Origin of the sequence: Loktanella agnita, assembly GCF_046640325.1 — a bacterium.
Classification (GTDB): domain Bacteria; phylum Pseudomonadota; class Alphaproteobacteria; order Rhodobacterales; family Rhodobacteraceae; genus Yoonia; species Yoonia agnita.
Genome location: NZ_JBJMBF010000005.1, coordinates 187,350 through 209,258, shown reverse-complemented (window position 1 = coordinate 209,258; position 21,909 = coordinate 187,350). Strand labels below are relative to the sequence as shown.

The window sequence follows — 21,909 nt, the reverse complement described above, 5'->3', positions numbered from 1 at the left end:
GGAAATTGGCGACTATCCGTAGCTTCGCACAAGGCTGGAGGCGATCAAACCCCAGCCGTCTGCCACGACGAAAAAGGCCAGCTTGAACGGCAGTGAAACAATGGCAGGCGGTACCATCATCATGCCCATCGACATCAGCACTGCCGCGACCACAAGGTCGATGATCAGGAACGGAATAAAGATCAGAAATCCGACCTGAAAAGCCCGCTCCATCTCGCTTAGCAGGAAAGACGGCACGACAACGGACAGCGGCGCATCTTCTAGCACGGTTGTAGCACCCACATCTGGCCGCAGATCGGCCAAGGCTGCAAATGTATCCGGGTCGATCCTAGCCGACATGAAGGCGCGCAGCGGCGTCATGGCTTGCATGAACGCCTCTTCAAGTTCAATCTCATCATTCAACAGCGGGCCAATTCCGCGCTGCCATGCATCTTGGAACACAGGCTCCATCACGAAGTAGGTCAAAAACAAGGCGAGGCTGATCAGTAGCATGTTCGGCGGAGATTGCTGCAACCCAATCGCCTGCCGTAAAATTGCGAAGACAGTTACGATGAAAGGAAAACAGGTCACCATGATCGCGATGCCGGGCACAAGGCTAAGCACAGTGATCAGAACAAGAAGCTGGACTGAGCGAGTAGCGAGCGAGCCGTCATCGCCCAGCGTGATGGACAGGTCCTGCGCCACTGCCGGACTTGCCGCCAGCAGCGTGGCAGCCGTGAGTAGCACGATCCAGATGCATGGCTGGCGCATGAAAATCAGCTTAACTCGCCCTTGTCTGACGCGACCTCTGTCAGGCGAACAGCCAGTTGCCCCGGCTCGCCCCCTTCCAATTCCTGCAATTCCCCGCGCGCAATCAGCTTGTCCCCGATGTAGAGTTCCACCGGATCTTCAATCCGCTTATCCAGCGGTAGGACAGCATTTTCGCCCAAGCTCAGCAGGTCACGCACAAGCGGTCGCGCCTTGCCGACAGAGACGGAAATTTCAATCGGTATACGCTGCAGCGGATGGTTGTCGTCGGGCCCATGCAGGGGGTTCGGGGTATCATCCATAGGAATCTATCCTGTTTTCAGTGGTTTGAATGGCGCCAAGAATTTCGTTGATCCGCTGAAGAAGCACATCAATGTCCAGTAGCGTTTCCTGCCGCCCGCTTTTGATCCAGACCGCGTGCACGCTCAGCGCCGGATCTGCAGTAACCGTGACAGCAGTGGCAATGTTTTGAATCGCCGTTTCGATTGCTGCCTGCTGATCTGGATGCACATGCAAGATTATCTCTGCGGATGTGTCGGCCTCCGCCGCCTCGACCAGCATTGCGGCCAATTCCGTAGCAAAACCCTTGCTGACGCAGTGGGGCAGGATACGCTCTGCAATGGTCGTAAAGAGTGGGGTCAGCGCACTGAGAACTTGCCCCCGCGCCTCTGCATAGGTGAAATCAATGTCAGCAATCGCCTGAACAACAGCCGCGTTCAGCGCCTCTGTGTCGGCTTGCGCCACTGCGGCACCGGCGGCCAGCCCAGCCTCGTACCCTTCGTTGAAGTCAGCGTTAGGCGCGGCGTCATTGCTCAGAACGTCTTCGAAAGACTCAAGTGACAGGCTACGCGACATCAGGCCCGCTCCCGCGGAGCGGGATCCTCAATCCAGTCCTGCAAGATCTGGATGGTCTCCGTTTCCCGTTCTGCAATCATTTGCCTTAGGCGTGAGACCGGATCGTCGTCCATCCCGCCCATCATTCCAATATCACCACCGAGAAAATCATTGACCGCATCGTCACTCATTCCCATCGCCATTTCAGGTGGGCCTTCCTCTTCTGGTTCAGGTAGTACGGCCAGCGCGCCAGGCGCTGCCAACTGACCGCCCGGTGCCAGAATAGGGCGTACCACGAAGAGCCCGAGAATCAGGGCGACAACGGCCAGAACAGCAATCTGGATCAACTGCATCATGTCGAGCGGAAGGCTAGAGCTTTCTGCTGAAACCTCTGTTCCCAGGGGCACGATTGGATCAAAAGCCATGGACCGTAGGGTAATTACATCGCCGCGACTGGTATCAAGGCCGACCGCCGTGGCGACGAGTTCCTGCAAAGCGGCAAGTTCATCATCACTGCGTGGAGCAGTGGTCGCGGTGCCATCTTCAGCAATCGTTGTTACATCGTTGATCAGTACGGCCACTGTTAGCCGCCTGACTGCCCCCGGTGCACGCACAAGCTGCCGCTGCGTTTCTGAAACCTCATAATTGGTAAGGGTTCGATTCTCGCTGTTTTCATTGCTCGAAACGCCACCACCTCCGGCAGCGTCACCGTCCGGCAGATTAGAGGCCACGGTCACATCTCCACCTTGGCTGTCGGTCGAGGTGCTTGCGCTTTCAGTCACCTCGGTACTGATGGCGATCCTGCTATCAGGGTCAAACCGCCGCTCGGTAATTGATTCGGTCTCTGTCACCGTATCGACAGATACCTCTACAACCGCATTTCCGACGCCAACCCGGGCCGCGAGCAGCCGTTCGGCACGCTGTCGTAACGCATCGGCTCGCTCTGTACCACCGGGTTGCAACATACCGTCGCCCGCATCGGAGAGCAGTCCGCCATTATCGTCGATCACCGCAACAGAGTCGGGCGCAAGCCCGGGTACTGCAGCCCCGACAAGATATTGCAATGCTTTCACATGTGGCGCAGAGAGCGCGCCACCCGATGTTGTCACCGTAACTGCAGCGGTCGGGGTCTGATCGCGCTGAAACGGCCGGGTGGATGGGGTCGAGATATGTACCCGCGCGGCCCGGATATGGGGGCTGGCAAGGATCGTGCGCGCCAGCTCTCCTTCTTTCGCGCGCCAATACGCGGCATCAAACATCTGCGAGGTCGTACTGAACCCCGACAGCGAATCGAGCAGTTCGTATCCCTGCCCACCGGTTGCGGGCAGCCCTTCACCAGCAAGGGTCATACGCAGGTTGTCCCGCTGCGCTGTCGGCACGTAGATCGCATTCCCGCGCACATCATAAGGCACACCCTGCTGATCCAGCGCCGTGATGACGTCGCCCGCGGTCCGTGGCTCCAATCCCCCGAAGAGCAGGGCCATATCCCGCGTTCCCGCCCCGCGCGCAAGTGTCAGCACTGCGGCGAAAACGGCCACAGTGGCAATAGCTACAAATATGCGACGCCTTGCGTCGAGCGCGGACCAAACAGAGCTGAGGCTTTGCAAGCTGGTTCTCCATCACATTGGCTTTCTGCCGATGAGGCCTGTTTGAACGATGAGACTTAACAATCGGTTAGGGCTTGTCGGTTTATGAAGCCTTACGGACAATATTTAAGAGGACAGATCATGAGCGATGACGCCGAAGAGCCGGAGGAGGAGACCCCAAAGAAAGGGTCGAAAATGCCGCTGATCATCGGTCTCGTGCTGCTTCTGGCTGGCGGCGGAGGAGGGTTTTTTGCAGTGCAATCCGGCCTACTAGGTGGCGGTAGTGAAAGCCACGCAGAGGCTGAAGTCGCCGAGGAAAACGATGCGCCACTGGAGCTGAATGTTTCCTTTGTGCCAATCGACCCGCTGGTCATTTCGCTGCCCGGTACTGGCGGGCGAGGGCACTTGCGATTCGTTGCGCAGCTGGAAGTCCCCCCCGACCATGTCGCCGAAGTTGAAGCCGTTAAACCCCGGATCGTCGACGTGCTGAACGGATATTTGCGTGCCGTCGATCTGACTGACCTGGAAAACCCGGCCGCGCTTATGCGGCTGCGCAGTCAGATGCTCCGTCGGGTGCAGGTTGTTACTGGCGAAGGCCGGGTCAGCGACCTGCTGATCATGGAATTTGTATTGAGCTGAAGGAACCAAGGACATGACGATGATTGCAGATATCCTTCTGGTGGCGGGCGCGCTGGGCGCGGGCCTTTATTGTCACGTTCTCTCGCGCAGGCTCCGCCGCTTTACCGATCTGGAAAAGGGGGTAGGCGGCGCTGTTGCAGTTCTGTCCGCACAGGTTGACGACCTCACCAAAACCTTGAACCAGGCGCGCTCCACGGCAAAATCCTCGGTTGATACGCTCGATGACGTTAGCGCGCGCGCCGAAGCTGCTGGCCGCAAGTTAGAGCTACTGGTTGCATCCCTGCACGATCTTCCTGAACCAGCGATGCCTCAGGCAACCGAAAGCCCGTTTTTCGTACGCCGTCCTGCCGGAGCGGAGGGGCGACAATGAAACCCAAGATCAGGCGAAAGTCCGGCCGCAGCACATTGCATATCATCGCCGGGCTGCTGGTTGCCTCGGCATTTGTACGTCTGGGCGCGCAGGTCGGCCCCGCGCTTGCCAACAGTACCGATCCCGTGCCGATCGAAACAGCTGAGGAACAACCGGTTCCTGAGGATACCGATTCGTTGCTTTCGGCGTTTCAGGCGCGTGAAGCGCGGTTGGTTGAACGGGAACGGCAATTGCAGGACCGGATGCAAGCGCTGCGCGTTGCCGAAACCGAGATCAATGACAAACTGACTGCGTTGCGTGCGGCCGAGGAGTCACTGAGCGCCACGATCGCCATTGCAGACAGCGCAGCTGAAACCGATCTCGGTCAACTGACCACTGTCTATGAAAACATGAAGCCAAAGGAAGCCGCCGCCTTGTTTGAGGAAATGCCACCACAATTCGCCGCCGGTTTTCTTGGGATGATGCGCCCCGATGCCGCCGCGTTGATCATGACCGAACTGGAACCGGAAACCGCCTATGCGTTCAGCGTGGTGCTCGCGGGTCGCAATGCGAATGTGCCAACCCAGTAAGCGCTGAGGGTTATTTAACACCTTCACCTTATCAATGCTCACAGGAACCCTAAGCAAAAATTGCGCTAGAAGGAGCAAGGCTACATGATTGGTCTGATCGGTATCGCGATCATCTTTGTGATGGTCTTTGGCGGCTACCTCCTTGCCGGCGGCAAGATGGGGATCATCCTCAAATCACTACCGTTTGAAATGATTATGATCGGCGGCGCGGCACTAGGGGCGTTCGTCATCAGCAATGACGGACCCGCGATCAAGCATACGATGAAAGACGTGGGGAAGGTCTTCAAGGGCCCCAAATGGAATGCACAGGACTACCGTGACCTGCTTTGCATGTTGTTCGAACTGATCCGGATTGCCCGAACCAATCCGGTCGCGCTGGAAAGCCATATCGAGGCGCCGGACACGTCGTCGATCTTCAGCAAATATCCGAAAATCCTTGGTGATGGCGAAGCGATTGCCCTGATTTGCGACACGTTGCGCTCTGCCTCGATGAATTATGATGATCCCCACCAGGTCGAGGAGATCTTAGAAAAACGGATTGAGGCAACGCATCATCACAATATGCATTCGACCCATGCGCTGCAAACTGTCGCTGATGGTCTGCCCGCCCTAGGGATCGTTGCCGCAGTGTTAGGGGTTATCAAGACGATGGCCTCGATTGATCAACCGCCAGAGGTGCTTGGCAAGCTGATTGGCGGCGCGCTGGTTGGTACATTTCTGGGTGTCTTTCTCGCCTATGGGCTGGTTGGCCCATTTTCCACCAAGGTGAAGGCCGTCATCGAGGAGGATGCGAATTTTCACCAATTAATCCGCGAGGTGCTAGTGGCAAATCTCTATTCGCACGCCCCTAATATCTGCATCGAAGTGGGGCGTCAGAACATGCCCGGTCATTATCGGCCCAGCTTTTCCGATATGGAGGATGCCCTGAAAGCGACAAAAAAGGACGCCGCCTAATGCGTTGGATCATCTTGGCCATTATCGCCGCGATACCGACAATTGTCTGGTCCGTTCCGGTCGCCATTCAGACAGGTGAACACGCAAATTTCACCCGCGTGGTGCTGACGATACCCGCAGGTGCAGACTGGCGCCTTGGGCGTAACGATACAAGCTATGTACTCCGTCTACCTGTAACAGATGGGTATATGTTGGAGCGTTTCTTTGATGTGATCCCGCGCGATCGGATTGGAGAAGTTACGCAGGTACCAGCGCGTGGCGAATTACAGCTGGCGGTGAACTGTCTTTGCAATGCAAATGCCTTTCTCTACCGGTCCGATATTCTAGTCATCGATATCCGGGACGGTGCGCCCTCAGAAGACTCGCGATTCGAAATGGCCCTAGATGGCCCGCAGATCGGGAGGAATTACATTGTGCCACGCGATAGCCTGCTTCCCTTATTTTTGCAGACTAGTTCTACGCCGAGTGCTGCGGAAACCGCTCTGGCACCGCAAATTACTGAGAGCGCTGAAGCCCCGCAAAACCCGGACAGCGTCGAGACAGAAGATGCGATGAACGCTCTGGAGCAGGCGATCACCCAAAGCCTTGCCCGTGGCCTGTCGCAAGGTCTTCTTGAGCCAGATATGCCCGCGCCCGACGATATGGCTCTGCCTAGCGAGACCTCGCTGCTTTATCATCAGCGTGCACCGGGAATCCGCGCGCGGACCAGTGTTGATAATAATGCCTTGCCAGACGATTCGCTAACTTCCGTGACGCAACAAGGCGACATATGTCTTCCCGATGCCTACTTTGACGTCGCTAGCTGGGGCGATGACCGGCCGTTTTTTGTTCAGATCAGCGAAGCGCGCGCAGCGGTGTTGGGTGAGTTCGACGAACCCGACGAAAATGCGGTACTGCAACTGGCACAACGCTTTGTCTATTTCGGTTTTGGCCGTGAGGCGATGCAAACCCTTGCACTTGACGGGGTTCAGTCCCGCGAACGCCGATACCTGACCGGGTTGGCGCGGATCATCGACGATGAACCAGTCGCGGATGATCTTTTTGCCCAACAGGTGAGCTGTGCATCACAAGTGGCCTTCTGGGCATTGTTGGCGCGCGAAGACGGTGCGCAGGACGCGCAGTTCGCCCGGCCCGCAGTGTTACGGACATTCAAGACTTTGCCTTCAGAGCTGCAAGCGCACCTCGCGCCAAAGCTAACGGCACGCTTCACGACACTTGGGGATATGGATGCCGCATTGCAGGCGCTAGAGGTCGCGACCACCAGCCCTACGCCTGTGATTGATGCAGCGTTGGCAGGAGTTGAGGTCACACGCGTAATGGGGGACGACAAAGAAGCTGCAGAAACGCTGGAGGCCCTTGCCGACACACATACGCGCATGACTGCGGAGGCGATGACCACGTTTTTGCGCGATGCTGTACAGAATGATATTGCCGTTGATGACAGTGACTTTTTGCTCGCTGACGCACTACGCTTTGAAAATGCGGCACTTCCCGTTGCAAGCACGCTGACCGCCGCGGAAATTCGTGCATATATCCACGGTGACCGGTTTAGCGCCGCCCGCGTGCTGCTCGCTGAAGAAACGAAAACGCTCGGACCCGATCAGTCAGCAGAGCTGCGTGATGAGATTGCTCAGGCCGCCGTCGCGCGGATGACGCCAGCGGAGTTTCTGACATTCGCCTTTGATGAAACCAACCGCCCTGTGCCGCAGATCACAGAAAATGCAATGGCCCGCAGGCTGCTACAACTGGGCTTCCCCGATGCCGCTCTACGACTGATCGCGGCCCCCTCTACAGGCGAGATTGCTACAGAAAGGCAGTATTTGACCGCAGAGGCATTGTTGGCACTTGGAAGACCCGCAGATGCCAGCGTCGCTTTAGCTGATCTGTCATCCGTTCGAGCGACAACTCTTCGCGAAACGATCGCGGATTTGCAGACGCGTGATATTGTTGTGCCTGTTATAGACGCCAACGCTCCCGCCGCTGAGGATTATTGGCGTCAGGGAAACTGGCGTGACCTTGTCCAATCCGATGATCCCTTGCTGCGCGCCGCGTCAGAGGCAATGTTAGAACAGGAGGTTGCAGATCTTGACAACACTGCACCGCTCGCAAATGGGCGCGCCCTTTTGAGTCGCGCAGAGGAGTCACGCGACATCGTAACAGACTTATTAGATCGGTTTGCGATCCCTGAAGAATACTGAACCAACCACACGCGCTTACCAATTTTAAAGCAATACGCTCCAAAATGATCATCGAACGTGATCAGAAGGTACATTTTCACATGTCTGGCAGAATGCCCGTCGACGTGCCTGTCGCCCCCGCTGTGCGCAGGGATAACATCTTTACCTGCGCGCGGCTTTTCAGCCCCGCAGGCTACGCATTGATTTATCCGCCCCAAAAAACGTGGCGGGTCGGCATTGAATTGCGTTGCCGATGAAAGGTCTGTCGCTACGCGAAATCTTTCAGCCGACAATATTGCTCGCGCTGGCGCTAATGGCAGTCATCGTCATGATGATCCTACCTATGCCGGCTTGGGTGCTGGATATTGGGCTAGCGGCATCCTTTGCGCTTGCAATTTTGATGTTTACCGTCACGCTTTTCATCGAAAGGCCCTTGGATTTTTCTGCCTTTCCGACTGTTTTGCTTGCATCGTTGATGCTGCGGCTCTCGCTGAACGTCTCGTCCACAAAACTGATCATTGGCGAAGGGCACACAGGGACTGATGCTGCCGGGGACGTCATCCAAGGTTTCGCGATGTTCGTGATGAGCGGCAATGTCCTGCTCGGACTCGTTGTGTTCTGCGTCCTGCTGATCGTCAATTTCGTAGTCATCAATAAGGGCGCGACCCGCATGGCAGAGGTCGGAGCCAGATTCGCGCTCGATGCCATGCCAGGGAAGCAGTTGGCGATCGACAGCGACATGTCTGCAGGTGCCATTGACCACCAAGAAGCGAAGTCAAGACGGGAGCAGGAACAGGCAGAGACTACGTTTTTTGGGTCTCTCGACGGGGCGTCGAAATTCGTAAAAGGGGATGCAATTGCAGGGCTATTAATCACTGCGTTGAATTTGGTCATGGGGCTGATCATTGGCACGGCTGTGCATGACATGCCAATCGGTCAGGCATTCGAAACTTACGCTATCCTGACTGTCGGTGACGGTCTTGTCTCTCAGATACCTGCAGTTGTGATCTCTATCGCTTCGGCGCTTTTGCTCGCCCGTGGCGGCGCGACGGGTGCAACCGACCTCGCCATCGTATCTCAGCTGGGCCGCCATCCGGCGGCTCTGGCTACTGTCGCGATACTGATGGGATTGTTCGCGCTGGTGCCTGGACTGCCCTTTTTGCCATTTATGGTCGGTGCGCTCACGTTAGGTGGCTGCGCGCTGGCCATCGCCTCAGCGGCGCAAAAGGCGGAAGTGGCAGCTGCTGCGGCAACGCCGGAAACGGACAATCAGCCACGCAAGGCATCCATGGGCGATGTTTTGGATCTGGACGACATTCACGTGGAGTTCGCACCGGACCTAGTGGACATGGTGCTGGATCCGGGCACTGGGCTCGACGCACGTATTGCTAATATGCGAAGCCATATCGCCACCGCCTATGGGGTCTTGTTACCCGAAATTAGGCTGACCGACAATGCATCGCTACCACCGGGTAGTTATGTCGTGCATGTACAGGGGGTCGAACAAGTCCGCGAAAAGCTCAAGGCCAATCAGATACTAGCCTTGATGAATGATGCCGATGGCAGTGAAGTGCCGGGGGATATGGTGAAAGAGCCTGTCTATGGTGCACCCGCCCGCTGGATTGACCCTGCCGATCAGGAAACCGCGGCTCTGGCCGGAATGACAACTGTGCAGCCGACAGAAGTGCTGGCTACACACCTTCTGGAAATCGTGAAACGCAACTTCCCCCGCCTGCTGACTTTCAAGGCGCTGCGGAGACGGCTTGACGAAATGGTCAACCTCAGTGATCCAGCTAGAGCCGAGGCCAATCGCAAAATGCTGGATGAACTAATTCCGGACAAGGTGCCGACCGATGTATTACTGGCCGTTCTTCGACTTTTACTGGAAGAACGCGTTTCGATCCGCAACCTGCCCCTGATCTTAGAGGCAACAGCAGAGGGGCGGCAATTGTTTCAAACGGTCGATGGAATCACCGAACATGTCCGTCAACGGATGGGCTTTCAACTGGTTGCGGAAATGCGCCGGCCCGATGGTACAATTCCCCTCGTCCAGCTTGCGCCCGAATGGGAAGACACATTCACAACTTATGAAATCCGCTCTGATCGTGGGCCGGGTGATGTTGCGTTACCACCGGAAAACTTCAATCAGCTAGCAGATGGCATTGCGGAAAAACTGAGCCAAGCGGCCGAAGCGGGCGCCTATGCCGCCGTGGTCACGTCAATGCGGCGGCGGCGATTTCTCCGCACGGTCATGGCGGCAAAGGGCATCATGAATCCGGTCCTCTCATTCGAAGAAATCGGGATTGACGCCAGACCAGCACTGGTCGGCTTGGTGCCGGCATGATTGCCGCGTTACTTCCCCTGCTACCACTGTCACAAACGGCGCTTTGGACCGGATGCGCCGTCTTCATCCGGCTTGCGACACTTTTGGCCGTCCTGCCCGCGTTCGGAGATCAGCCCGTTCCGATGCGAATCCGGCTCGTGCTGGCAGTTATGTTCACGCTTGTAGTCGCTCCTGCCATCGCGCCGAGCATCGGGCCCATTCCAGACAATCCGCTGCAATTTGCGGCAGTTCTGGCACCCGAAGTGGTAACGGGTCTGTTTTTTGGATTGTTCTTACGGTTCTTCATTCTGACGCTACAGATCGCGGGATCAATCGCAGCCCAATCCACATCACTTTCGCAAATTTTTGGAGGCACGGCCGGAGTCGACCCGCAACCGGCCATCGGGCATATGCTCGTCGTCTCGGGCACGGCACTCGCAGCGCTGTCGGGATTACATGTCCAAGCCGCCAGCTACATGATCCACAGCTATACATTGGCCCCGTTTGCGACCGGCTTGCAGCCGCAGACCGTAGCCACGGCAGGCGTGGCAGAAGTCACAAGATGCTTTGGTCTCGCCTTCACGCTCGCCGCGCCATTCCTGATCGCCTCGCTAATTTACAATGTCGTTCTTGGCGTCATCAACCGGGCGATGCCACAGTTGATGGTCTCTTTCGTCGGTGCCCCAGCTATCACCGCTGGGGGGATTTTGCTGCTATTGCTGACTGCGCCCATCATGCTGGGTATATGGATGGCAACCTTCAGTGGTTTCATGGCCGCGCCTTTTGGTGACTGGCCATGAGCGCTGAAGAAGAAGACAATGAAAAACAGTTCGAACCGACCCAAAAGAAACTGGATGACGCACGCAAACGTGGAGAGATCGCCAAGTCAGCGGATCTGACGACTGCAGCGTCATATGCTGGCCTCTTGCTGGTTTGCTTGACGGTCGGCTCCGCAGCATTGATTGATCTGGGAACGGCAATGGTCGTGTTATTGGAGCAGTCACATGACATCGCGCGGCTGATCTTTGATGGCTCAGGCACCCCTCTGCCGGGAGGCATTTTGTGGCAGGTAACACTCGCGATGGCACCTTGGTTTGCGCTGCCTGCCCTGTTGGCCGTCCTTTCGGTGGTCGCACAACGTGCACTTTTAATCACCCCTAGCAAAATCGCTCCAAAGCTGAATCGGATTTCTCCGCTCTCCGGCCTCAAGAATAAGTTCGGACGCCAAGGGCTTTTCGAATTTTTCAAGAGCATGACAAAGCTGATCATCTACGCAGTAATTATGAGTTTTTTCCTTATTGGCCAGATGGATCGGCTTATCGGTAGTATGCATCTGCCACCTGGGTTGATCGTCGCTGAACTTGGCCGCATGATTGCGGAACTGCTGGGCATTGTCCTGATCGTTGCGCTCGCACTGGGCGGCATTGATTACCTTTGGCAGCGGGCCGAACACCTGCGCAAAAACCGGATGAGCCGAAAAGAAATGATGGATGAGCTGAAGCAGGCTGAAGGCGACCCTGTCATGAAACAGCAGCGGCGGCAGCGCGGACAGCAGATCGCGATGAACAAAATGCTCGCTGATGTGCCTCAAGCCAATGTGGTCATCGTCAACCCGACTCATTTTGCCGTTGCACTGAAATGGGATCGAACCGCGACCACTGCACCGATCTGTATTGCGAAGGGTGTCGATGAAATTGCCGCGCGGATCCGAGAGCTTGCATTGGAATATGCGGTGCCGATCCATTCCGATCCGCCCACTGCACGCGCATTGCATGCCAGCGTTAATCTCGGCGAAGAGATCGCCCCGGATCACTACCAAGCCGTCGCTGTCGCGATCCGCTTTGCTGAAGAGATGCGGCAAAGGGCTGCAAAACAATGAAACAGTCAAAAGATATGGCCGGGTTGATCCAAATTTCAGAATTGCAGTATCGTACCGCCCAAGCGGATATGGCGCGTATCCGTACGCGAGAGGAGGACTTACGCCGCAAACTTGCGCAGTTGATTGAAAGCAAGTCGGCGCAGGCGATCGCGACACAGCGGTCTGACGCCGCGGCCCTGATCGCAGGCGCTGATATTCGCTGGCATCGCTGGGTCGATCAGCGGCGCGCTGCGATAAATGCCGAACTAGCACAGGTTCTGGCGCTCAAGGAAAACAGCCGGGTAAGGCTACAGAATGCATTTGGCCGCGACCGGGCGATGCAGAAACTTTCAGAGCAGATGCTTAAATCACAAAAAGCAAAGCATACGAGGCGACAGTCCTATGAATCCTGACGCACGATATCTGTGATCAACACATCACTTACTTGAGAACCTGCTATATTCTGCGCAACTCGGAGCAGTTCATTACGCAGCGCACGCATGTTCGTTCCGCTGGTGAAATTTCCAGAAAAACCACCTATATTGGCATGATCGAACATCACTTGTAAAAAGGCATCGCGCAACTTGGGCTCTATGGCGAAAACATCGGTTCGACTGCCAAGACTAACCTCCAAGCTCAGCGACATGACGACCAGCGCAGCGACCCGCCCTTCCTCTACCACAGGAATGACAAACTGATTGTTCAGCTTCACGTATTCCATTTCTTCGGTTACAGCGGTTTCTGGTTCAGGCGCGCCATCAGGCTGCACGACAGGATCGCCGCATGGGTTCCCTTCGGCCAACAAATCTTCTGGTGGGTCCGATTTCAGGACAAGCCCCGCCCCGACGCCGGAACCAACGCCCACGATCAGCATGATGATCGGCAAAAGCAGTTTTTTCACGGTGATCTCCCCTCGTTCAGGTTAGAATGGCAGTACTGATTCAAGTACTTGATGCCCATATCGTGGTTGCTGCATGTCAGTGATCTGCCCTCTGCCTCCATAGGAAATCCGAGCTGATGCGATCTTGTCGTAAGTGATCTCGTTCTGGCGCGTGATGTCCTCGGGGCGAACGTAACCGGCAACGACCAACTCGCGCAGTTCGAAATTCACACGTACCTCCTGCTGGCCGACGATCTGCAAAACCCCGTTTGGCAAAACATCGGTCACCGTCGCGGCGACGCGCAAAGTCAGCTGTTCGTTGCGGCTTACCGATCCATCCCCCGAGGCGTTACTTTGCGAGCTCAGATCTACCAGTGCCTCAGCTGTTGCACCTTCGGGAAGCCGCGGATTAATGCGCTGGGGAATACCAAGCAATTGCGGAATGCCCGCCTGCTGCGAGGATGAACGAGAACGGTTAGACGAATTGGAAATTGCCGCACTGTCATCAATCTCAATCACGACCGTCATGATGTCACCGCGCTGCATGGCACGCCGATCCCCTAGCAGTGACCCGCGCGCGCCTGTCCAGAGCGATGCGCGCGACGATGGACCCAGTGCATCGGATTGTACGGGCAAAAGAGTACCAGGATTTGTCATGGCGTCACGTTCAACGGTCAACGCAGGCGGCGTGAAGGGCGGCGGCTGGCCGATCGGTGTGCTGGTGCAGCCACTCATCAGAGCGAGAGCAACAAAGACATGTCGCATTTTTTGTCCTTACTCGGTCACATATCCAGCGCCATCCGCCCCGATCCGGGCCGAGATAGTGCTCCGCGAACTAATATTCATCACGCGAATAATCTCACCTGGTCCGGCGCGGCCCAAGGCACGCCCTTCGGTCGAAATGACAAGACCATTGCGATTATAATACAATGCAATGATCTGGTTGCGCTCGACCACCGCTGGCGCGCCAACATCACCGGGTCTGATCGGCCGACCGGCATAAAGTGCGATGCGCGCCTCTTTCCCAATGATATCATCTGGAGCTTCGATGCCACCCGGCACAGTACGATCCTGCAACATCACATCTTCGGGCATAATCAGGCTTTGCGCAGGGATCGTTCGTGCTGCAACCACGGTATCAGCGGCAACCGGCCCCGAACAAAGATAAATGACGCAGAGAAAGCGGATCATCTGAGCTGTACCATTGCGCTGAGCATCTGGTCGGCGGCGCTGATCACTTTGGAGTTCAACTCGTAACCGCGCTGTGCTTCAATCAGATCCGTGACCTCGCGCACCGGATCGACAGAGCTATCTTCCAGGTACCCCTGACGTAGCGTACCCAACCCGTCTTCGCCCGGCGTGTTTACGACTGACGGACCAGAGGCCGGCGTCTCTAGGAACAGATTCGATCCGATTGCCTCCAGCCCCTTGGGATTGGTAAAACCCGCCAAGGTGAGCTGCCCCAGCAACTGGGGCTGCACCTGATCGGTGAAGTAACCATAGACTTCGCCTTCAGCATTGATCGAAATCGACCGTGTGTCGCGCGGAACGGTGATGTCCGGGACGATCGGGTAGCCTTCAGACGTGACGACCTGCCCGTCTCCTGTAAGCTTCAAAGCACCATCACGAGTATACCCTGGGACCCCACTGGGCAGAGTAACCTCTAGGTAACCGTCACCCTCAATCGCGACATCAAGATCACCACCAGTCGCGGCGACCGATCCCTGTGATAGCATCACCGAGATGGCGCTGGCGCGAACACCCAATCCCAATTGTATTCCTGTCGGTAACACAGTGCCGTCGGATGCGTTGATAGATCCTGGGCGCGCCAGCTGCTGATAATGCAGATCGGCGAATTCGGCACGCCGCGCATTATAACCGGTCGTATTCATATTCGCGAGGTTGTTCGAAATCACATCGACTCGCATTTGCTGAGCCGACATACCCGCCGCAGCGATTTTCAATGCACGCATCTTCGTTCTCCTTTATCCGCGGACGGCCTTGATGACATTGCGGATACGTTCATCTTCCTTGTCCATAAAACTTTGCCCCAGCTCATAAGCGCGCTGCACTTCGATCATGCGGCTAACCTGAATAATCGGGTTCACGTTTGAATCTTCAAGAAAACCTTGCAGCATACGCGCATCGGGTGCTGGTTCAAAACCACCAAAAGCGTCAAACAGCACGCCGCCTTGTCGAGTCATCTGGTTCGGGTCGCTTGGCACAACCACACCGATCTGTCCGATGGGCTGTCCACCGGCGCTCATCGTGCCGTCCGGGCTGATGGCGATCCGGCCCGCCCCCTGCGGCACAAAAACCGGTGCACCGCCCGCATCCAGCACCTGATACCCATCTGCCGTGACCAGATCGCCGTTTTGGTTCGGACGAAACGCCCCCGCCCGGGTAAGCCGCTGACCGCCGGGTGCCTCGATCAGGAAGAAACCATCGCCTTCGATCGCCAGATCAAACGGACCACCGGTCTGTGACAGGCTTCCCTGCGTCATCTCCGTTTCCCTGACCCGCGCAGCGGCCATGGACAGTGAGGGATCGTTCGCACCCAGTGCATCTATATATTCCGAGAACATCACCCCTTCGGCCCGAAATCCAGTAGTCGAGGCATTGGCAATGTTATTGGCCACCGCTCGCATTTCATGCATGAGCCCCGATTGCCGCGTCAGCGTTGTATAAAGCGGGTTGTCCATACCTAACCTCCGGCAATGATCGGGACGAGCGTGGTCTGGAAAAGATCCACGAGCGTTTCAGACATGAAGCCCATGGTGATCCAGAAAACACCTACAATCGCGGCCAGCTTCGGCACGAAAGTCAGCGTCATCTCTTGAATAGAGGTCAGCGCCTGAAAAAGACCGACCACCAGCCCGGCCGTTAAAGCAACGGTGAGAATCGGGATCGAGATGACGAAGGCCGTCCATAATCCCTGCCGCAGCGTGTCATAGAACAGCGCTTCGCTCATCAGACCGGCATCCGCAGGATTTCCTGATAGGCTTCGACCACCTTGTCACGGACGGTGACGACCGTCTGCACGGCCAGTTCTGTCTGAGCGAGCGCCTGCACCAATGCATGCGGGTCGGTCCCTGACGTCATCGCCGCCATCGCTGTATTTTCGCTCTCACGCAACGTCGCCATAAAATCCTGCGCGGCACCGATAAATGCGTTTCCGCTGCTGCCGTCAGGTGCAGTGGCCGTTTTACTCGCAGCATAGTTCTGCGCGACAAGTGCACTAATATCCATTGTCTTGTTCCTTTAATTGCGAAGGAGATCCATGAGGGCAGAAGACATCTGCCGCACTTGATCGAACATCTTGAGGTTGGCTTCGTAGCTGCGCTGCGCTTCGCGTGCGTCTGCAATCTCGATCAGTAAATTGACGTTTGACCCGTTATAATGCCCCGTATCATCGGCCAGCGGGTTTGATGGTTCATAGATGCGGGTCAGATCAGTCTGGTCGAGGCGCACCGGTCCCGTTTCAACCGCACCACTGCGAGTGCCATGTGTGACCAGCTCCTGAAACGACACCAGCTTGCGCCGATAGCCTGGCGTATCTGTGTTCGCGATATTCTCCGATACATGGCGCAATCGCATTGCCTGCGCTTTCATCCCACTGGACGCAACGGACATGGCGTCACTAAAATCAGTCATGATTGCTCCTTATGAACTGCCAAGGCTGGTTCGCAGCACCGTCATCGTGTGCCGATAAATTGCCAACGCCCGATTATGCTCTCGCGTGATCGATACAGAGCTAAGCATCTGATCCTCAATCGAAACAGAGTTGCCATTGGGCGATGGTTCTGCGGCTGCAGCGGTCGTTCGCGCCGCAACCGCGCCGCCCGCAAGATTCGCTATGTGGCCGGGACGCGATGCACGTAATGCGCCGGTGCCGGCCTCTGAGTAAACGTCTTGGAAAGCGCTGATCTGCTGCGCCTGATAGCCGGGTGTATCTGCATTGGCGATATTGCGCGCCACCACGGCCTGCCTGGCCCCAGCGTGGCGGGCCATCGCATTGGCTGTCTGGAAAAGGTCCAGTGATTGATACATCGGGGGTTCTCCCTCGGTTGGTTTCAACGAATGATTAAGCGTGATTCCTTAAGAAGAGGTGTGTGACTAACCGACGGGAACAAATCATGACTGAAAAACTGCTTGATCAGATGACATCTGCAATTTCTGATCTGCGCCCACTTCATGATGTCGGGCGCGTCACGGGAGTATCAGAAGGGCGAATTCAGATTGGTGGGGTCACCGAAACCGCTCGGGTTGGCGACCGGGCGCGGCTCAAGATTGGGGGACGACAGGTTATGGGAGAGGTCGTCAGGCTTGATGTCACTGGTGCCTATTTACTGCTGGACGGCGCCCCCGACGGCGTGTCGATCGGCGACCGGGTGATTTTTGATCCGCCGCCCCAATTCGCCCCCGACGACAACTGGATCGGCCGCGTCATTGATCCGGAAGGGCGGCCGCTCGACGGTCGGCCGCTCTTGCCCGGGACACAACCGCGCGTTCTGCGCTCCCCGCCCCCCCCGCCCCATGAACGCCGCGCAATGGGTGCGCGGCTGGAAACTGGGCTGGCTGTCTTCAATACATTGCTGCCACTCGTGCAAGGACAGCGGATCGGGTTGTTTGCCGGTTCAGGCGTGGGCAAATCTACATTGCTTGCTGATCTGGCACGCGGTGTACAGGCCGATATTATCGTCATTGCACTGGTTGGTGAGCGTGGGCGCGAGGTGCGCCACTTTGTAGAGGATGTGTTGGGGCCAGTAGGGATGGCGCGAGCGGTCGTCGTCGCTGCCACGTCAGAACGGGCACCGCAAGTCCGCCGCCGCTGCGCTTGGGCGGCGACCGCCGTGGCTGAATATTTTCGCGATCAGGGCAAGCAGGTTCTATTGATGCTCGACTCGGTCACCCGCTTTTGTGAGGCTCACCGCGAAATCGCAGTTGCCAGCGGCGAAAGTGCCAATCTTCGCGGCTACCCAGCGTCGACCGGTCCCGCGATTGCAGCGCTGTGCGAGCGGGCCGGCCCTGGAAGTGGAATGGCTGGCGATATTACAGCAGTTTTCTCAGTCTTGGTTGCCGGATCGGATATGGAAGAACCAGTAGCGGACATGCTGCGGGGTGTTCTGGATGGGCACATCGTGCTGGACCGTGATATTGCCGAACGGGGCCGATTTCCCGCCATCGATGTATTGCGCTCTGTTTCGCGGTCGTTGCCCGACGCGGCATCCCCGCAAGAGAATGCAATGATCAGTCAGGCGCGGCGCCACATGGGAACCTATGATCGCGCCGCGCTGATGGTTCAGTCCGGGCTCTATTCTGCCGGATCAGACAAGGAGATTGACGCTGCTATCGCCTGCGCACCTACTCTGGACGAATTCCTAACCATCAAGGATTCGCGTGGCACACTTGCCCATTTTGCGAAGCTAAGGCAGGCCATGGTGGGCGCTGGTAATAGAATGCAGACCGAAGATTTCGGGAAAAAGGCGGGTTGAGCACTTCTGCCCCACACAAACTATTGCAGGAATGTATATCCAATTACTCCAACGTCTGATTCGATTTCCCCAGATGTCCAAGAAACTGAACCGGGCGCATCTGCAGTGGTCAAACCAATGACTGTACGGATTGCAGCAGGGTCAGCGCGATAGAGCCTCCATTGGCCGCGTTGAATTGTGCTGCCTCGGATCGGATAAGAAATAGGCGGATCAGCTTCTCTTCGGACTCGGGGTCCGAAAAATCTGTCAAATTGTCTGTCCCAAAGACAGAACGTGACCGCTCCTGAAAAACTTCAAGCTGCTGATCGAGATCAATGTTCGAAATGCTATCCGGTAAGCCCAATGCTGTTTGGAAAACACTGCGCAGCGGCGCATTACCCATGACAGAAAACCACTGTCCTGCCGATGTGCTGGCGCGACCAAAAATATCAGAAAGCCCGTCGCGCACATTCAACGCAAGCCGCAGGTCGTTATCTTGTTCGCCTACGGCGGTTTCAAATGCCTTGGTCTCGTAGCGATCAATGATATCATCGGCAAAATTTGCGAATACAGTATTTGGAATGGCACTATCGCCGAATCCAAACGCGCGGCTGAAATCAGCATAACGCGGGTCAGCAAGACGACTGCTTAATGCGTCGTCAGACGTTGTCCCGTCTGCGAGGATTCGCTGGATGAAGAACTTGTTATTGATGTCATCATCAAGTCCGAAAGCGCCCAAGGCCACACTCAGAAGGCGACGATCATTCACAAGGTCCTCCACACTGCGAATGTTCGCTATGTTATCGCGGAAATAATCCGTTTCCCGAGTGACAGGCGCGCTTTCGTTGAAGGCTTCCTGCTGTGTGTCCAGCGTCCGCTCTAAAAAGCGCCAGCCCAAATAGCCCGACACAGGCACGACAGGCTGGAAGCTCATGCCTGATGCGGGCCGAGCAAGCGCGCCTCCCGCGGCAGGAGGTTACGGAGCGATTTCATCGTGCGATAAAAATCATCACGCGCGACGGCATCTGTTGCCGCATCCAGATGGATTCGGCTGTCATCGTCGCTGAGAACACGACTTAGCTGTTCAATCCCACGCAAAATCTGTAGACGAGCGTCATTCTGATCGACATCACCGGACAAGACTAACTGCGCAATATAGCAGACCCGGCGTACTGGCGTATTGACTTCCTCCGGGCGGATCGCATCCCTCAAGCGAAGAATATTCGCATTTGGTGTCAGAATTGACAGGCGGCTACGCCTGTCACCATTTTCAATAACCGCGCCATTGACCAACACGCGTTCTTTCGGGTTCAGTTTGAGAACAAGGCCAGACACTAAGCCGCCCCCTGTCCGTTCAGCCCACGCATCACGGCTGTGTTGATATCGATCAGCGCGCCGACATTGGCATCGTCACGCAAGACCTTCCGACTGTGATGTTCAACGAATTCGGCAAGGTAAAAAATTTGGGCGCGCAGGTTTTGGGGCAGCGCATTATCACTCCCTGCAACATCAGCAGCCATGGTCATCCACATGCGGCGATTTTCATAAACTGCACTTGCCAGTGCAGAAAAATTACGTGGCTCTGCGTCTGCGACCTTACGCATACGGGAGGTAATCTGACTAATTAATTGGGCCTCGACCGAACGTTCGGTGCGGATCGAAACTTGGGTTGGGGCATAGGCCTGCCGGGCTTGTTCAATGACGTTCACGAGATGTCCTTCCGGGACTATGTTGAACGAGCCGCGGTTTTACCGCGGCCAAATGGGGAAAGTGGCGCCGTCATGCGGCGCCACAATGTCTTTATATTACCGGAATAGAGACAGGATCGTCTGCGGTGCCTGATTAGCAATCGACAGCGACTGGACACCCAGCTGTTGCTGCACTTGAAGCGCCTGCAGCTTGGCAGAGGCTTCTTCCATATCGGCATCAATCATCGAGCCGATACCCGACTTCATAGCATCGGTCAGCTTGCTGATAAAATCACCTTGGTCAGAGATTCGCTTCGCCGACGCACCCAGAGCTGCTGCTCCGTCAATAGCGGTGGTCAGGAAAGTTTCGAGCTCACCCAGCGCAGTTGCAGCGGTGGCTGTATCAGCAATCGCTGTCAAGTTGGTTGCAAGGTCAATATTGGCCTCGAAATCAACAGAATTCACGGTGATCAGCGCCGGTGTGGGTGTACCTGTGCCAACGCGATCAAGCGAGGACAGAACGCTGACGGACGTCCCGCCATTGCCATCGACGTCTGTTGCCAACAAGTTTGCACCGTTGAATTGCGATGCGGAAATGACAGAGGCGACTTGCGCCACTTTTTCGTCCATATCAGCCTGGATCTTGGAAAAATCCACGTTTTCGGACTGTGCGGAGACCGCAAGTTGCTTCATTTCCTTCAGGGTTTCGACGATTTGCTCGGCACCGGCAGAGGCCACCGCAACAGTCGATTCACCCAGTGCAAGACTGTCAGTGATCGCTTTGAAGCCGGCGACATCAGATTCCATCACTTTCGAAATGGCCCAGATGGCAGAGTTGTCTTTCGCGTTCCCGACTTCTTTACCGGTCGAGATCATGCTTTGGGTCTTGCCCAAGTCGTTGTTGATGGATTTTAGGGTTTGCAGCGCGACCATAGCGCTGTTGTTTGTCAGAATGCTGGACATGTTTCATGGTCCTTTCAAGGGGGCGCTTTGCGCCGGGTTGGTTCAGGGATCCGCGATTTTTCCCGCGGGCTGGAACGTCATTCTGACGGAGATCATCCAGCGGTTTTTACCGGACTAGCCTTTATGGCGATGAAAGGAGGTAGACCAATTTTGGCTGAACAAGTTCTTAATTCGACCCGAAGAGATACCTATAATTTGATGGAAATTCAGGCTTTCTTCTCAAGCTCAGGAAGGCGCGTAGGAACCTTGTTCATCTGCCCGGACCGATTATAGACACTGAGCCCTTCGCGCACGTTCTGCAATTCCGTAATCCGGTTTCTCGCAGCATTGACACCGGATATTGCAGCGGCCAGTAACGCTTGATTTTCGGACTGACGCTCCCGGATTAGATCGAGATCATCCTTGGCCATATCCGCAAGACGCATTTGATCAAACAACTTTTGTTTTGCAGCGGCCAACGGTTGCAGCGCATCAAAGGACGCCGTTTTGATGGCGGTGCGTTCTTCATCCAACAGTGTAATCAGATATGTTATAGGTGCCTTAGCCATCCAACCGCACCTTCATTGCCTCGAATAACGCCTCGGCAAGACCGATTCCGCCAGCGTCAACCATCTCGCGCGCCTGTGCCTCTCGCAAGAAAGATGCAAAATGCTCCTCTCCCGGCCCACCGCCGAAGCTTTCGCGCGGGGCACCGACCCCAGCCGATTTCAGCATCTCTGCCAGAAACGTCGCCTCCAGTTTCGCGGCGGCATCACGCAATTTTATATCGGCATTAACATAATCTGGAATCATAGGCGCATCGCGCGGTGCAGGCAGGACCGGGATTGTATTCATCGGATTCTCCGTA

General features: G+C 56.2%; 29 protein-coding genes. 10 read left to right on the top strand and 19 right to left on the bottom strand.

Annotation, left to right across the window (positions count from 1 at the left end):
- Positions 1–12: 12 nt before the first annotated feature.
- The 4 genes from fliP to fliF are packed head-to-tail and all read right to left on the bottom strand — an operon-like array spanning position 13 to position 3,188.
- Complete coding sequence (fliP, locus tag ACJ5NV_RS07635; protein ID WP_411643056.1) at positions 13–750, bottom strand: flagellar type III secretion system pore protein FliP; 738 nt, start codon at positions 748–750, stop codon at positions 13–15.
- Positions 751–755: 5 nt separating this feature from the next.
- Positions 756–1,049, bottom strand: coding sequence for a FliM/FliN family flagellar motor switch protein (locus ACJ5NV_RS07630; RefSeq protein WP_411643055.1), 294 nt, complete (start codon positions 1,047–1,049; stop codon positions 756–758).
- Positions 1,042–1,602: a FliH/SctL family protein gene (locus ACJ5NV_RS07625; RefSeq protein WP_411643054.1), complete on the bottom strand. Its 561-nt coding sequence runs from the start codon at positions 1,600–1,602 to the stop codon at positions 1,042–1,044. Before ACJ5NV_RS07625 ends, ACJ5NV_RS07630 begins: the two co-directional genes overlap by 8 nt.
- Positions 1,602–3,188, bottom strand: a complete 1,587-nt coding sequence (fliF, locus tag ACJ5NV_RS07620; RefSeq protein WP_411643053.1) for a flagellar basal-body MS-ring/collar protein FliF — start codon at positions 3,186–3,188, stop codon at positions 1,602–1,604. Before fliF ends, ACJ5NV_RS07625 begins: the two co-directional genes overlap by 1 nt.
- 120 nt (positions 3,189–3,308) lie before the next feature.
- On the opposite strand from fliF, the gene ACJ5NV_RS07615 reads away from it, so the two are divergent.
- From ACJ5NV_RS07615 to ACJ5NV_RS07575, 9 genes are all read left to right on the top strand, one after another.
- The gene (locus ACJ5NV_RS07615) at positions 3,309–3,806 is read left to right on the top strand and encodes a flagellar basal body-associated FliL family protein (protein ID WP_411643052.1); all 498 of its coding nucleotides are present in this window, start codon (positions 3,309–3,311) and stop codon (positions 3,804–3,806) included.
- A 13-nt stretch (positions 3,807–3,819) separates the two neighbouring features.
- Positions 3,820–4,176, top strand: coding sequence for a hypothetical protein (locus tag ACJ5NV_RS07610; RefSeq protein WP_411643051.1), 357 nt, complete (start codon positions 3,820–3,822; stop codon positions 4,174–4,176).
- On the top strand, positions 4,173–4,745 hold the full coding sequence (locus ACJ5NV_RS07605) for a MotE family protein (protein ID WP_411643050.1): 573 nt from the start codon (positions 4,173–4,175) through the stop codon (positions 4,743–4,745). Before ACJ5NV_RS07610 ends, ACJ5NV_RS07605 begins: the two co-directional genes overlap by 4 nt.
- Before the next feature lie 84 nt (positions 4,746–4,829).
- Positions 4,830–5,699: a flagellar motor stator protein MotA gene (motA, locus tag ACJ5NV_RS07600; protein ID WP_411643049.1), complete on the top strand. Its 870-nt coding sequence runs from the start codon at positions 4,830–4,832 to the stop codon at positions 5,697–5,699.
- Complete coding sequence (locus ACJ5NV_RS07595; RefSeq protein ID WP_411643048.1) at positions 5,699–7,897, top strand: hypothetical protein; 2,199 nt, start codon at positions 5,699–5,701, stop codon at positions 7,895–7,897. Before motA ends, ACJ5NV_RS07595 begins: the two co-directional genes overlap by 1 nt.
- 232 nt (positions 7,898–8,129) lie before the next feature.
- The gene (flhA, locus tag ACJ5NV_RS07590; RefSeq protein ID WP_411643047.1) at positions 8,130–10,220 is read left to right on the top strand and encodes a flagellar biosynthesis protein FlhA; all 2,091 of its coding nucleotides are present in this window, start codon (positions 8,130–8,132) and stop codon (positions 10,218–10,220) included.
- The gene (locus ACJ5NV_RS07585) at positions 10,217–10,999 is read left to right on the top strand and encodes a flagellar biosynthetic protein FliR (RefSeq protein WP_411643046.1); all 783 of its coding nucleotides are present in this window, start codon (positions 10,217–10,219) and stop codon (positions 10,997–10,999) included. Before flhA ends, ACJ5NV_RS07585 begins: the two co-directional genes overlap by 4 nt.
- Positions 10,996–12,078, top strand: a complete 1,083-nt coding sequence (gene flhB / locus ACJ5NV_RS07580) for a flagellar type III secretion system protein FlhB (protein WP_411643045.1) — start codon at positions 10,996–10,998, stop codon at positions 12,076–12,078. Before ACJ5NV_RS07585 ends, flhB begins: the two co-directional genes overlap by 4 nt.
- Positions 12,075–12,470 carry a hypothetical protein gene (locus tag ACJ5NV_RS07575; RefSeq protein WP_411643044.1) on the top strand — a complete coding sequence of 132 codons (396 nt, stop codon included), beginning with the start codon at positions 12,075–12,077 and terminating at the stop codon, positions 12,468–12,470. Before flhB ends, ACJ5NV_RS07575 begins: the two co-directional genes overlap by 4 nt.
- Here the strand turns inward: ACJ5NV_RS07575 and ACJ5NV_RS07570 are convergent.
- From ACJ5NV_RS07570 to ACJ5NV_RS07530, 9 genes are read right to left on the bottom strand one after another with little or no spacing between them, the layout of a single operon-like run.
- Positions 12,458–12,958 carry a flagellar basal body-associated FliL family protein gene (locus ACJ5NV_RS07570; protein ID WP_411643043.1) on the bottom strand — a complete coding sequence of 167 codons (501 nt, stop codon included), beginning with the start codon at positions 12,956–12,958 and terminating at the stop codon, positions 12,458–12,460. The genes ACJ5NV_RS07575 and ACJ5NV_RS07570 overlap by 13 nt on opposite strands.
- A gap of 21 nt (positions 12,959–12,979) precedes the next feature.
- Positions 12,980–13,702, bottom strand: coding sequence for a flagellar basal body L-ring protein FlgH (flgH, locus tag ACJ5NV_RS07565; RefSeq protein WP_411643042.1), 723 nt, complete (start codon positions 13,700–13,702; stop codon positions 12,980–12,982).
- 9 nt (positions 13,703–13,711) lie between these two features.
- The gene (gene flgA / locus ACJ5NV_RS07560; RefSeq protein WP_411643041.1) at positions 13,712–14,128 is read right to left on the bottom strand and encodes a flagellar basal body P-ring formation chaperone FlgA; all 417 of its coding nucleotides are present in this window, start codon (positions 14,126–14,128) and stop codon (positions 13,712–13,714) included.
- Positions 14,125–14,910: a flagellar basal-body rod protein FlgG gene (gene flgG / locus ACJ5NV_RS07555; protein ID WP_411643040.1), complete on the bottom strand. Its 786-nt coding sequence runs from the start codon at positions 14,908–14,910 to the stop codon at positions 14,125–14,127. Before flgG ends, flgA begins: the two co-directional genes overlap by 4 nt.
- Before the next feature lie 12 nt (positions 14,911–14,922).
- Positions 14,923–15,639, bottom strand: a complete 717-nt coding sequence (locus ACJ5NV_RS07550; protein ID WP_411643039.1) for a flagellar hook-basal body complex protein — start codon at positions 15,637–15,639, stop codon at positions 14,923–14,925.
- 2 nt (positions 15,640–15,641) lie between these two features.
- Positions 15,642–15,911 (bottom strand): flagellar biosynthetic protein FliQ, encoded by a 270-nt coding sequence (locus ACJ5NV_RS07545; protein WP_411643132.1) that lies wholly within the window; start codon positions 15,909–15,911, stop codon positions 15,642–15,644.
- Positions 15,908–16,186 carry a flagellar hook-basal body complex protein FliE gene (gene fliE / locus ACJ5NV_RS07540; protein ID WP_411643038.1) on the bottom strand — a complete coding sequence of 93 codons (279 nt, stop codon included), beginning with the start codon at positions 16,184–16,186 and terminating at the stop codon, positions 15,908–15,910. The genes ACJ5NV_RS07545 and fliE overlap by 4 nt, the downstream gene beginning before the upstream one ends.
- A gap of 12 nt (positions 16,187–16,198) precedes the next feature.
- Positions 16,199–16,591, bottom strand: coding sequence for a flagellar basal body rod protein FlgC (flgC, locus tag ACJ5NV_RS07535; protein ID WP_411643037.1), 393 nt, complete (start codon positions 16,589–16,591; stop codon positions 16,199–16,201).
- Between the two features lie 9 nt (positions 16,592–16,600).
- The gene (locus ACJ5NV_RS07530; RefSeq protein ID WP_411643036.1) at positions 16,601–16,987 is read right to left on the bottom strand and encodes a FlgB family protein; all 387 of its coding nucleotides are present in this window, start codon (positions 16,985–16,987) and stop codon (positions 16,601–16,603) included.
- A gap of 86 nt (positions 16,988–17,073) precedes the next feature.
- Between ACJ5NV_RS07530 and ACJ5NV_RS07525 the strand changes: the two genes are divergently transcribed.
- On the top strand, positions 17,074–18,432 hold the full coding sequence (locus ACJ5NV_RS07525; RefSeq protein ID WP_411643035.1) for a FliI/YscN family ATPase: 1,359 nt from the start codon (positions 17,074–17,076) through the stop codon (positions 18,430–18,432).
- A gap of 109 nt (positions 18,433–18,541) precedes the next feature.
- Here the strand turns inward: ACJ5NV_RS07525 and ACJ5NV_RS07520 are convergent, their stop codons facing one another.
- The 6 genes from ACJ5NV_RS07520 to ACJ5NV_RS07495 all read right to left on the bottom strand — a co-directional run bounded on the left by ACJ5NV_RS07520 (position 18,542) and on the right by ACJ5NV_RS07495 (position 21,896).
- Positions 18,542–19,345, bottom strand: coding sequence for a DUF1217 domain-containing protein (locus tag ACJ5NV_RS07520; RefSeq protein WP_411643034.1), 804 nt, complete (start codon positions 19,343–19,345; stop codon positions 18,542–18,544).
- On the bottom strand, positions 19,342–19,746 hold the full coding sequence (flbT, locus tag ACJ5NV_RS07515; RefSeq protein ID WP_411643033.1) for a flagellar biosynthesis repressor FlbT: 405 nt from the start codon (positions 19,744–19,746) through the stop codon (positions 19,342–19,344). Before flbT ends, ACJ5NV_RS07520 begins: the two co-directional genes overlap by 4 nt.
- Positions 19,746–20,120 (bottom strand): flagellar biosynthesis regulator FlaF, encoded by a 375-nt coding sequence (flaF, locus tag ACJ5NV_RS07510; RefSeq protein WP_411643032.1) that lies wholly within the window; start codon positions 20,118–20,120, stop codon positions 19,746–19,748. Before flaF ends, flbT begins: the two co-directional genes overlap by 1 nt.
- A 96-nt stretch (positions 20,121–20,216) precedes the next feature.
- The gene (locus ACJ5NV_RS07505) at positions 20,217–21,062 is read right to left on the bottom strand and encodes a flagellin N-terminal helical domain-containing protein (protein WP_411643031.1); all 846 of its coding nucleotides are present in this window, start codon (positions 21,060–21,062) and stop codon (positions 20,217–20,219) included.
- 206 nt (positions 21,063–21,268) lie between these two features.
- Positions 21,269–21,574: a flagellar protein FlgN gene (locus tag ACJ5NV_RS07500; RefSeq protein ID WP_411643030.1), complete on the bottom strand. Its 306-nt coding sequence runs from the start codon at positions 21,572–21,574 to the stop codon at positions 21,269–21,271.
- A 28-nt stretch (positions 21,575–21,602) separates the two neighbouring features.
- Positions 21,603–21,896 carry a rod-binding protein gene (locus ACJ5NV_RS07495; protein WP_411643029.1) on the bottom strand — a complete coding sequence of 98 codons (294 nt, stop codon included), beginning with the start codon at positions 21,894–21,896 and terminating at the stop codon, positions 21,603–21,605.
- Between the last annotated feature and the right edge of the window lie 13 nt (positions 21,897–21,909).

Excerpts from the sequence above, each read along its gene's own strand:
- ACJ5NV_RS07505 (WP_411643031.1), bottom strand. The coding sequence starts at position 21,062 with ATGTCCAGCATTCTGACAAACAACAGCGCTATGGTCGCGCTGCAAACC.
- ACJ5NV_RS07595 (WP_411643048.1), top strand. The coding sequence starts at position 5,699 with ATGCGTTGGATCATCTTGGCCATTATCGCCGCGATACCGACAATTGTC.
- ACJ5NV_RS07550 (WP_411643039.1), bottom strand. The coding sequence starts at position 15,639 with ATGGACAACCCGCTTTATACAACGCTGACGCGGCAATCGGGGCTCATG.
- ACJ5NV_RS07615 (WP_411643052.1), top strand. The coding sequence starts at position 3,309 with ATGAGCGATGACGCCGAAGAGCCGGAGGAGGAGACCCCAAAGAAAGGG.
- flhB (WP_411643045.1), top strand. The coding sequence starts at position 10,996 with ATGAGCGCTGAAGAAGAAGACAATGAAAAACAGTTCGAACCGACCCAA.
- flhA (WP_411643047.1), top strand. The coding sequence starts at position 8,130 with ATGAAAGGTCTGTCGCTACGCGAAATCTTTCAGCCGACAATATTGCTC.
- ACJ5NV_RS07525 (WP_411643035.1), top strand. The coding sequence starts at position 17,074 with ATGACTGAAAAACTGCTTGATCAGATGACATCTGCAATTTCTGATCTG.
- fliE (WP_411643038.1), bottom strand. The coding sequence starts at position 16,186 with ATGGATATTAGTGCACTTGTCGCGCAGAACTATGCTGCGAGTAAAACG.
- ACJ5NV_RS07520 (WP_411643034.1), bottom strand. The coding sequence starts at position 19,345 with ATGAGCTTCCAGCCTGTCGTGCCTGTGTCGGGCTATTTGGGCTGGCGC.
- ACJ5NV_RS07530 (WP_411643036.1), bottom strand. The coding sequence starts at position 16,987 with ATGTATCAATCACTGGACCTTTTCCAGACAGCCAATGCGATGGCCCGC.
- motA (WP_411643049.1), top strand. The coding sequence starts at position 4,830 with ATGATTGGTCTGATCGGTATCGCGATCATCTTTGTGATGGTCTTTGGC.
- ACJ5NV_RS07575 (WP_411643044.1), top strand. The coding sequence starts at position 12,075 with ATGAAACAGTCAAAAGATATGGCCGGGTTGATCCAAATTTCAGAATTG.
- flgH (WP_411643042.1), bottom strand. The coding sequence starts at position 13,702 with ATGCGACATGTCTTTGTTGCTCTCGCTCTGATGAGTGGCTGCACCAGC.
- ACJ5NV_RS07625 (WP_411643054.1), bottom strand. The coding sequence starts at position 1,602 with ATGTCGCGTAGCCTGTCACTTGAGTCTTTCGAAGACGTTCTGAGCAAT.
- flgA (WP_411643041.1), bottom strand. The coding sequence starts at position 14,128 with ATGATCCGCTTTCTCTGCGTCATTTATCTTTGTTCGGGGCCGGTTGCC.
- ACJ5NV_RS07495 (WP_411643029.1), bottom strand. The coding sequence starts at position 21,896 with ATGAATACAATCCCGGTCCTGCCTGCACCGCGCGATGCGCCTATGATT.
- flgG (WP_411643040.1), bottom strand. The coding sequence starts at position 14,910 with ATGCGTGCATTGAAAATCGCTGCGGCGGGTATGTCGGCTCAGCAAATG.
- ACJ5NV_RS07605 (WP_411643050.1), top strand. The coding sequence starts at position 4,173 with ATGAAACCCAAGATCAGGCGAAAGTCCGGCCGCAGCACATTGCATATC.
- ACJ5NV_RS07610 (WP_411643051.1), top strand. The coding sequence starts at position 3,820 with ATGACGATGATTGCAGATATCCTTCTGGTGGCGGGCGCGCTGGGCGCG.
- flgC (WP_411643037.1), bottom strand. The coding sequence starts at position 16,591 with ATGACTGATTTTAGTGACGCCATGTCCGTTGCGTCCAGTGGGATGAAA.
- fliP (WP_411643056.1), bottom strand. The coding sequence starts at position 750 with ATGCGCCAGCCATGCATCTGGATCGTGCTACTCACGGCTGCCACGCTG.
- ACJ5NV_RS07630 (WP_411643055.1), bottom strand. The coding sequence starts at position 1,049 with ATGGATGATACCCCGAACCCCCTGCATGGGCCCGACGACAACCATCCG.
- ACJ5NV_RS07585 (WP_411643046.1), top strand. The coding sequence starts at position 10,217 with ATGATTGCCGCGTTACTTCCCCTGCTACCACTGTCACAAACGGCGCTT.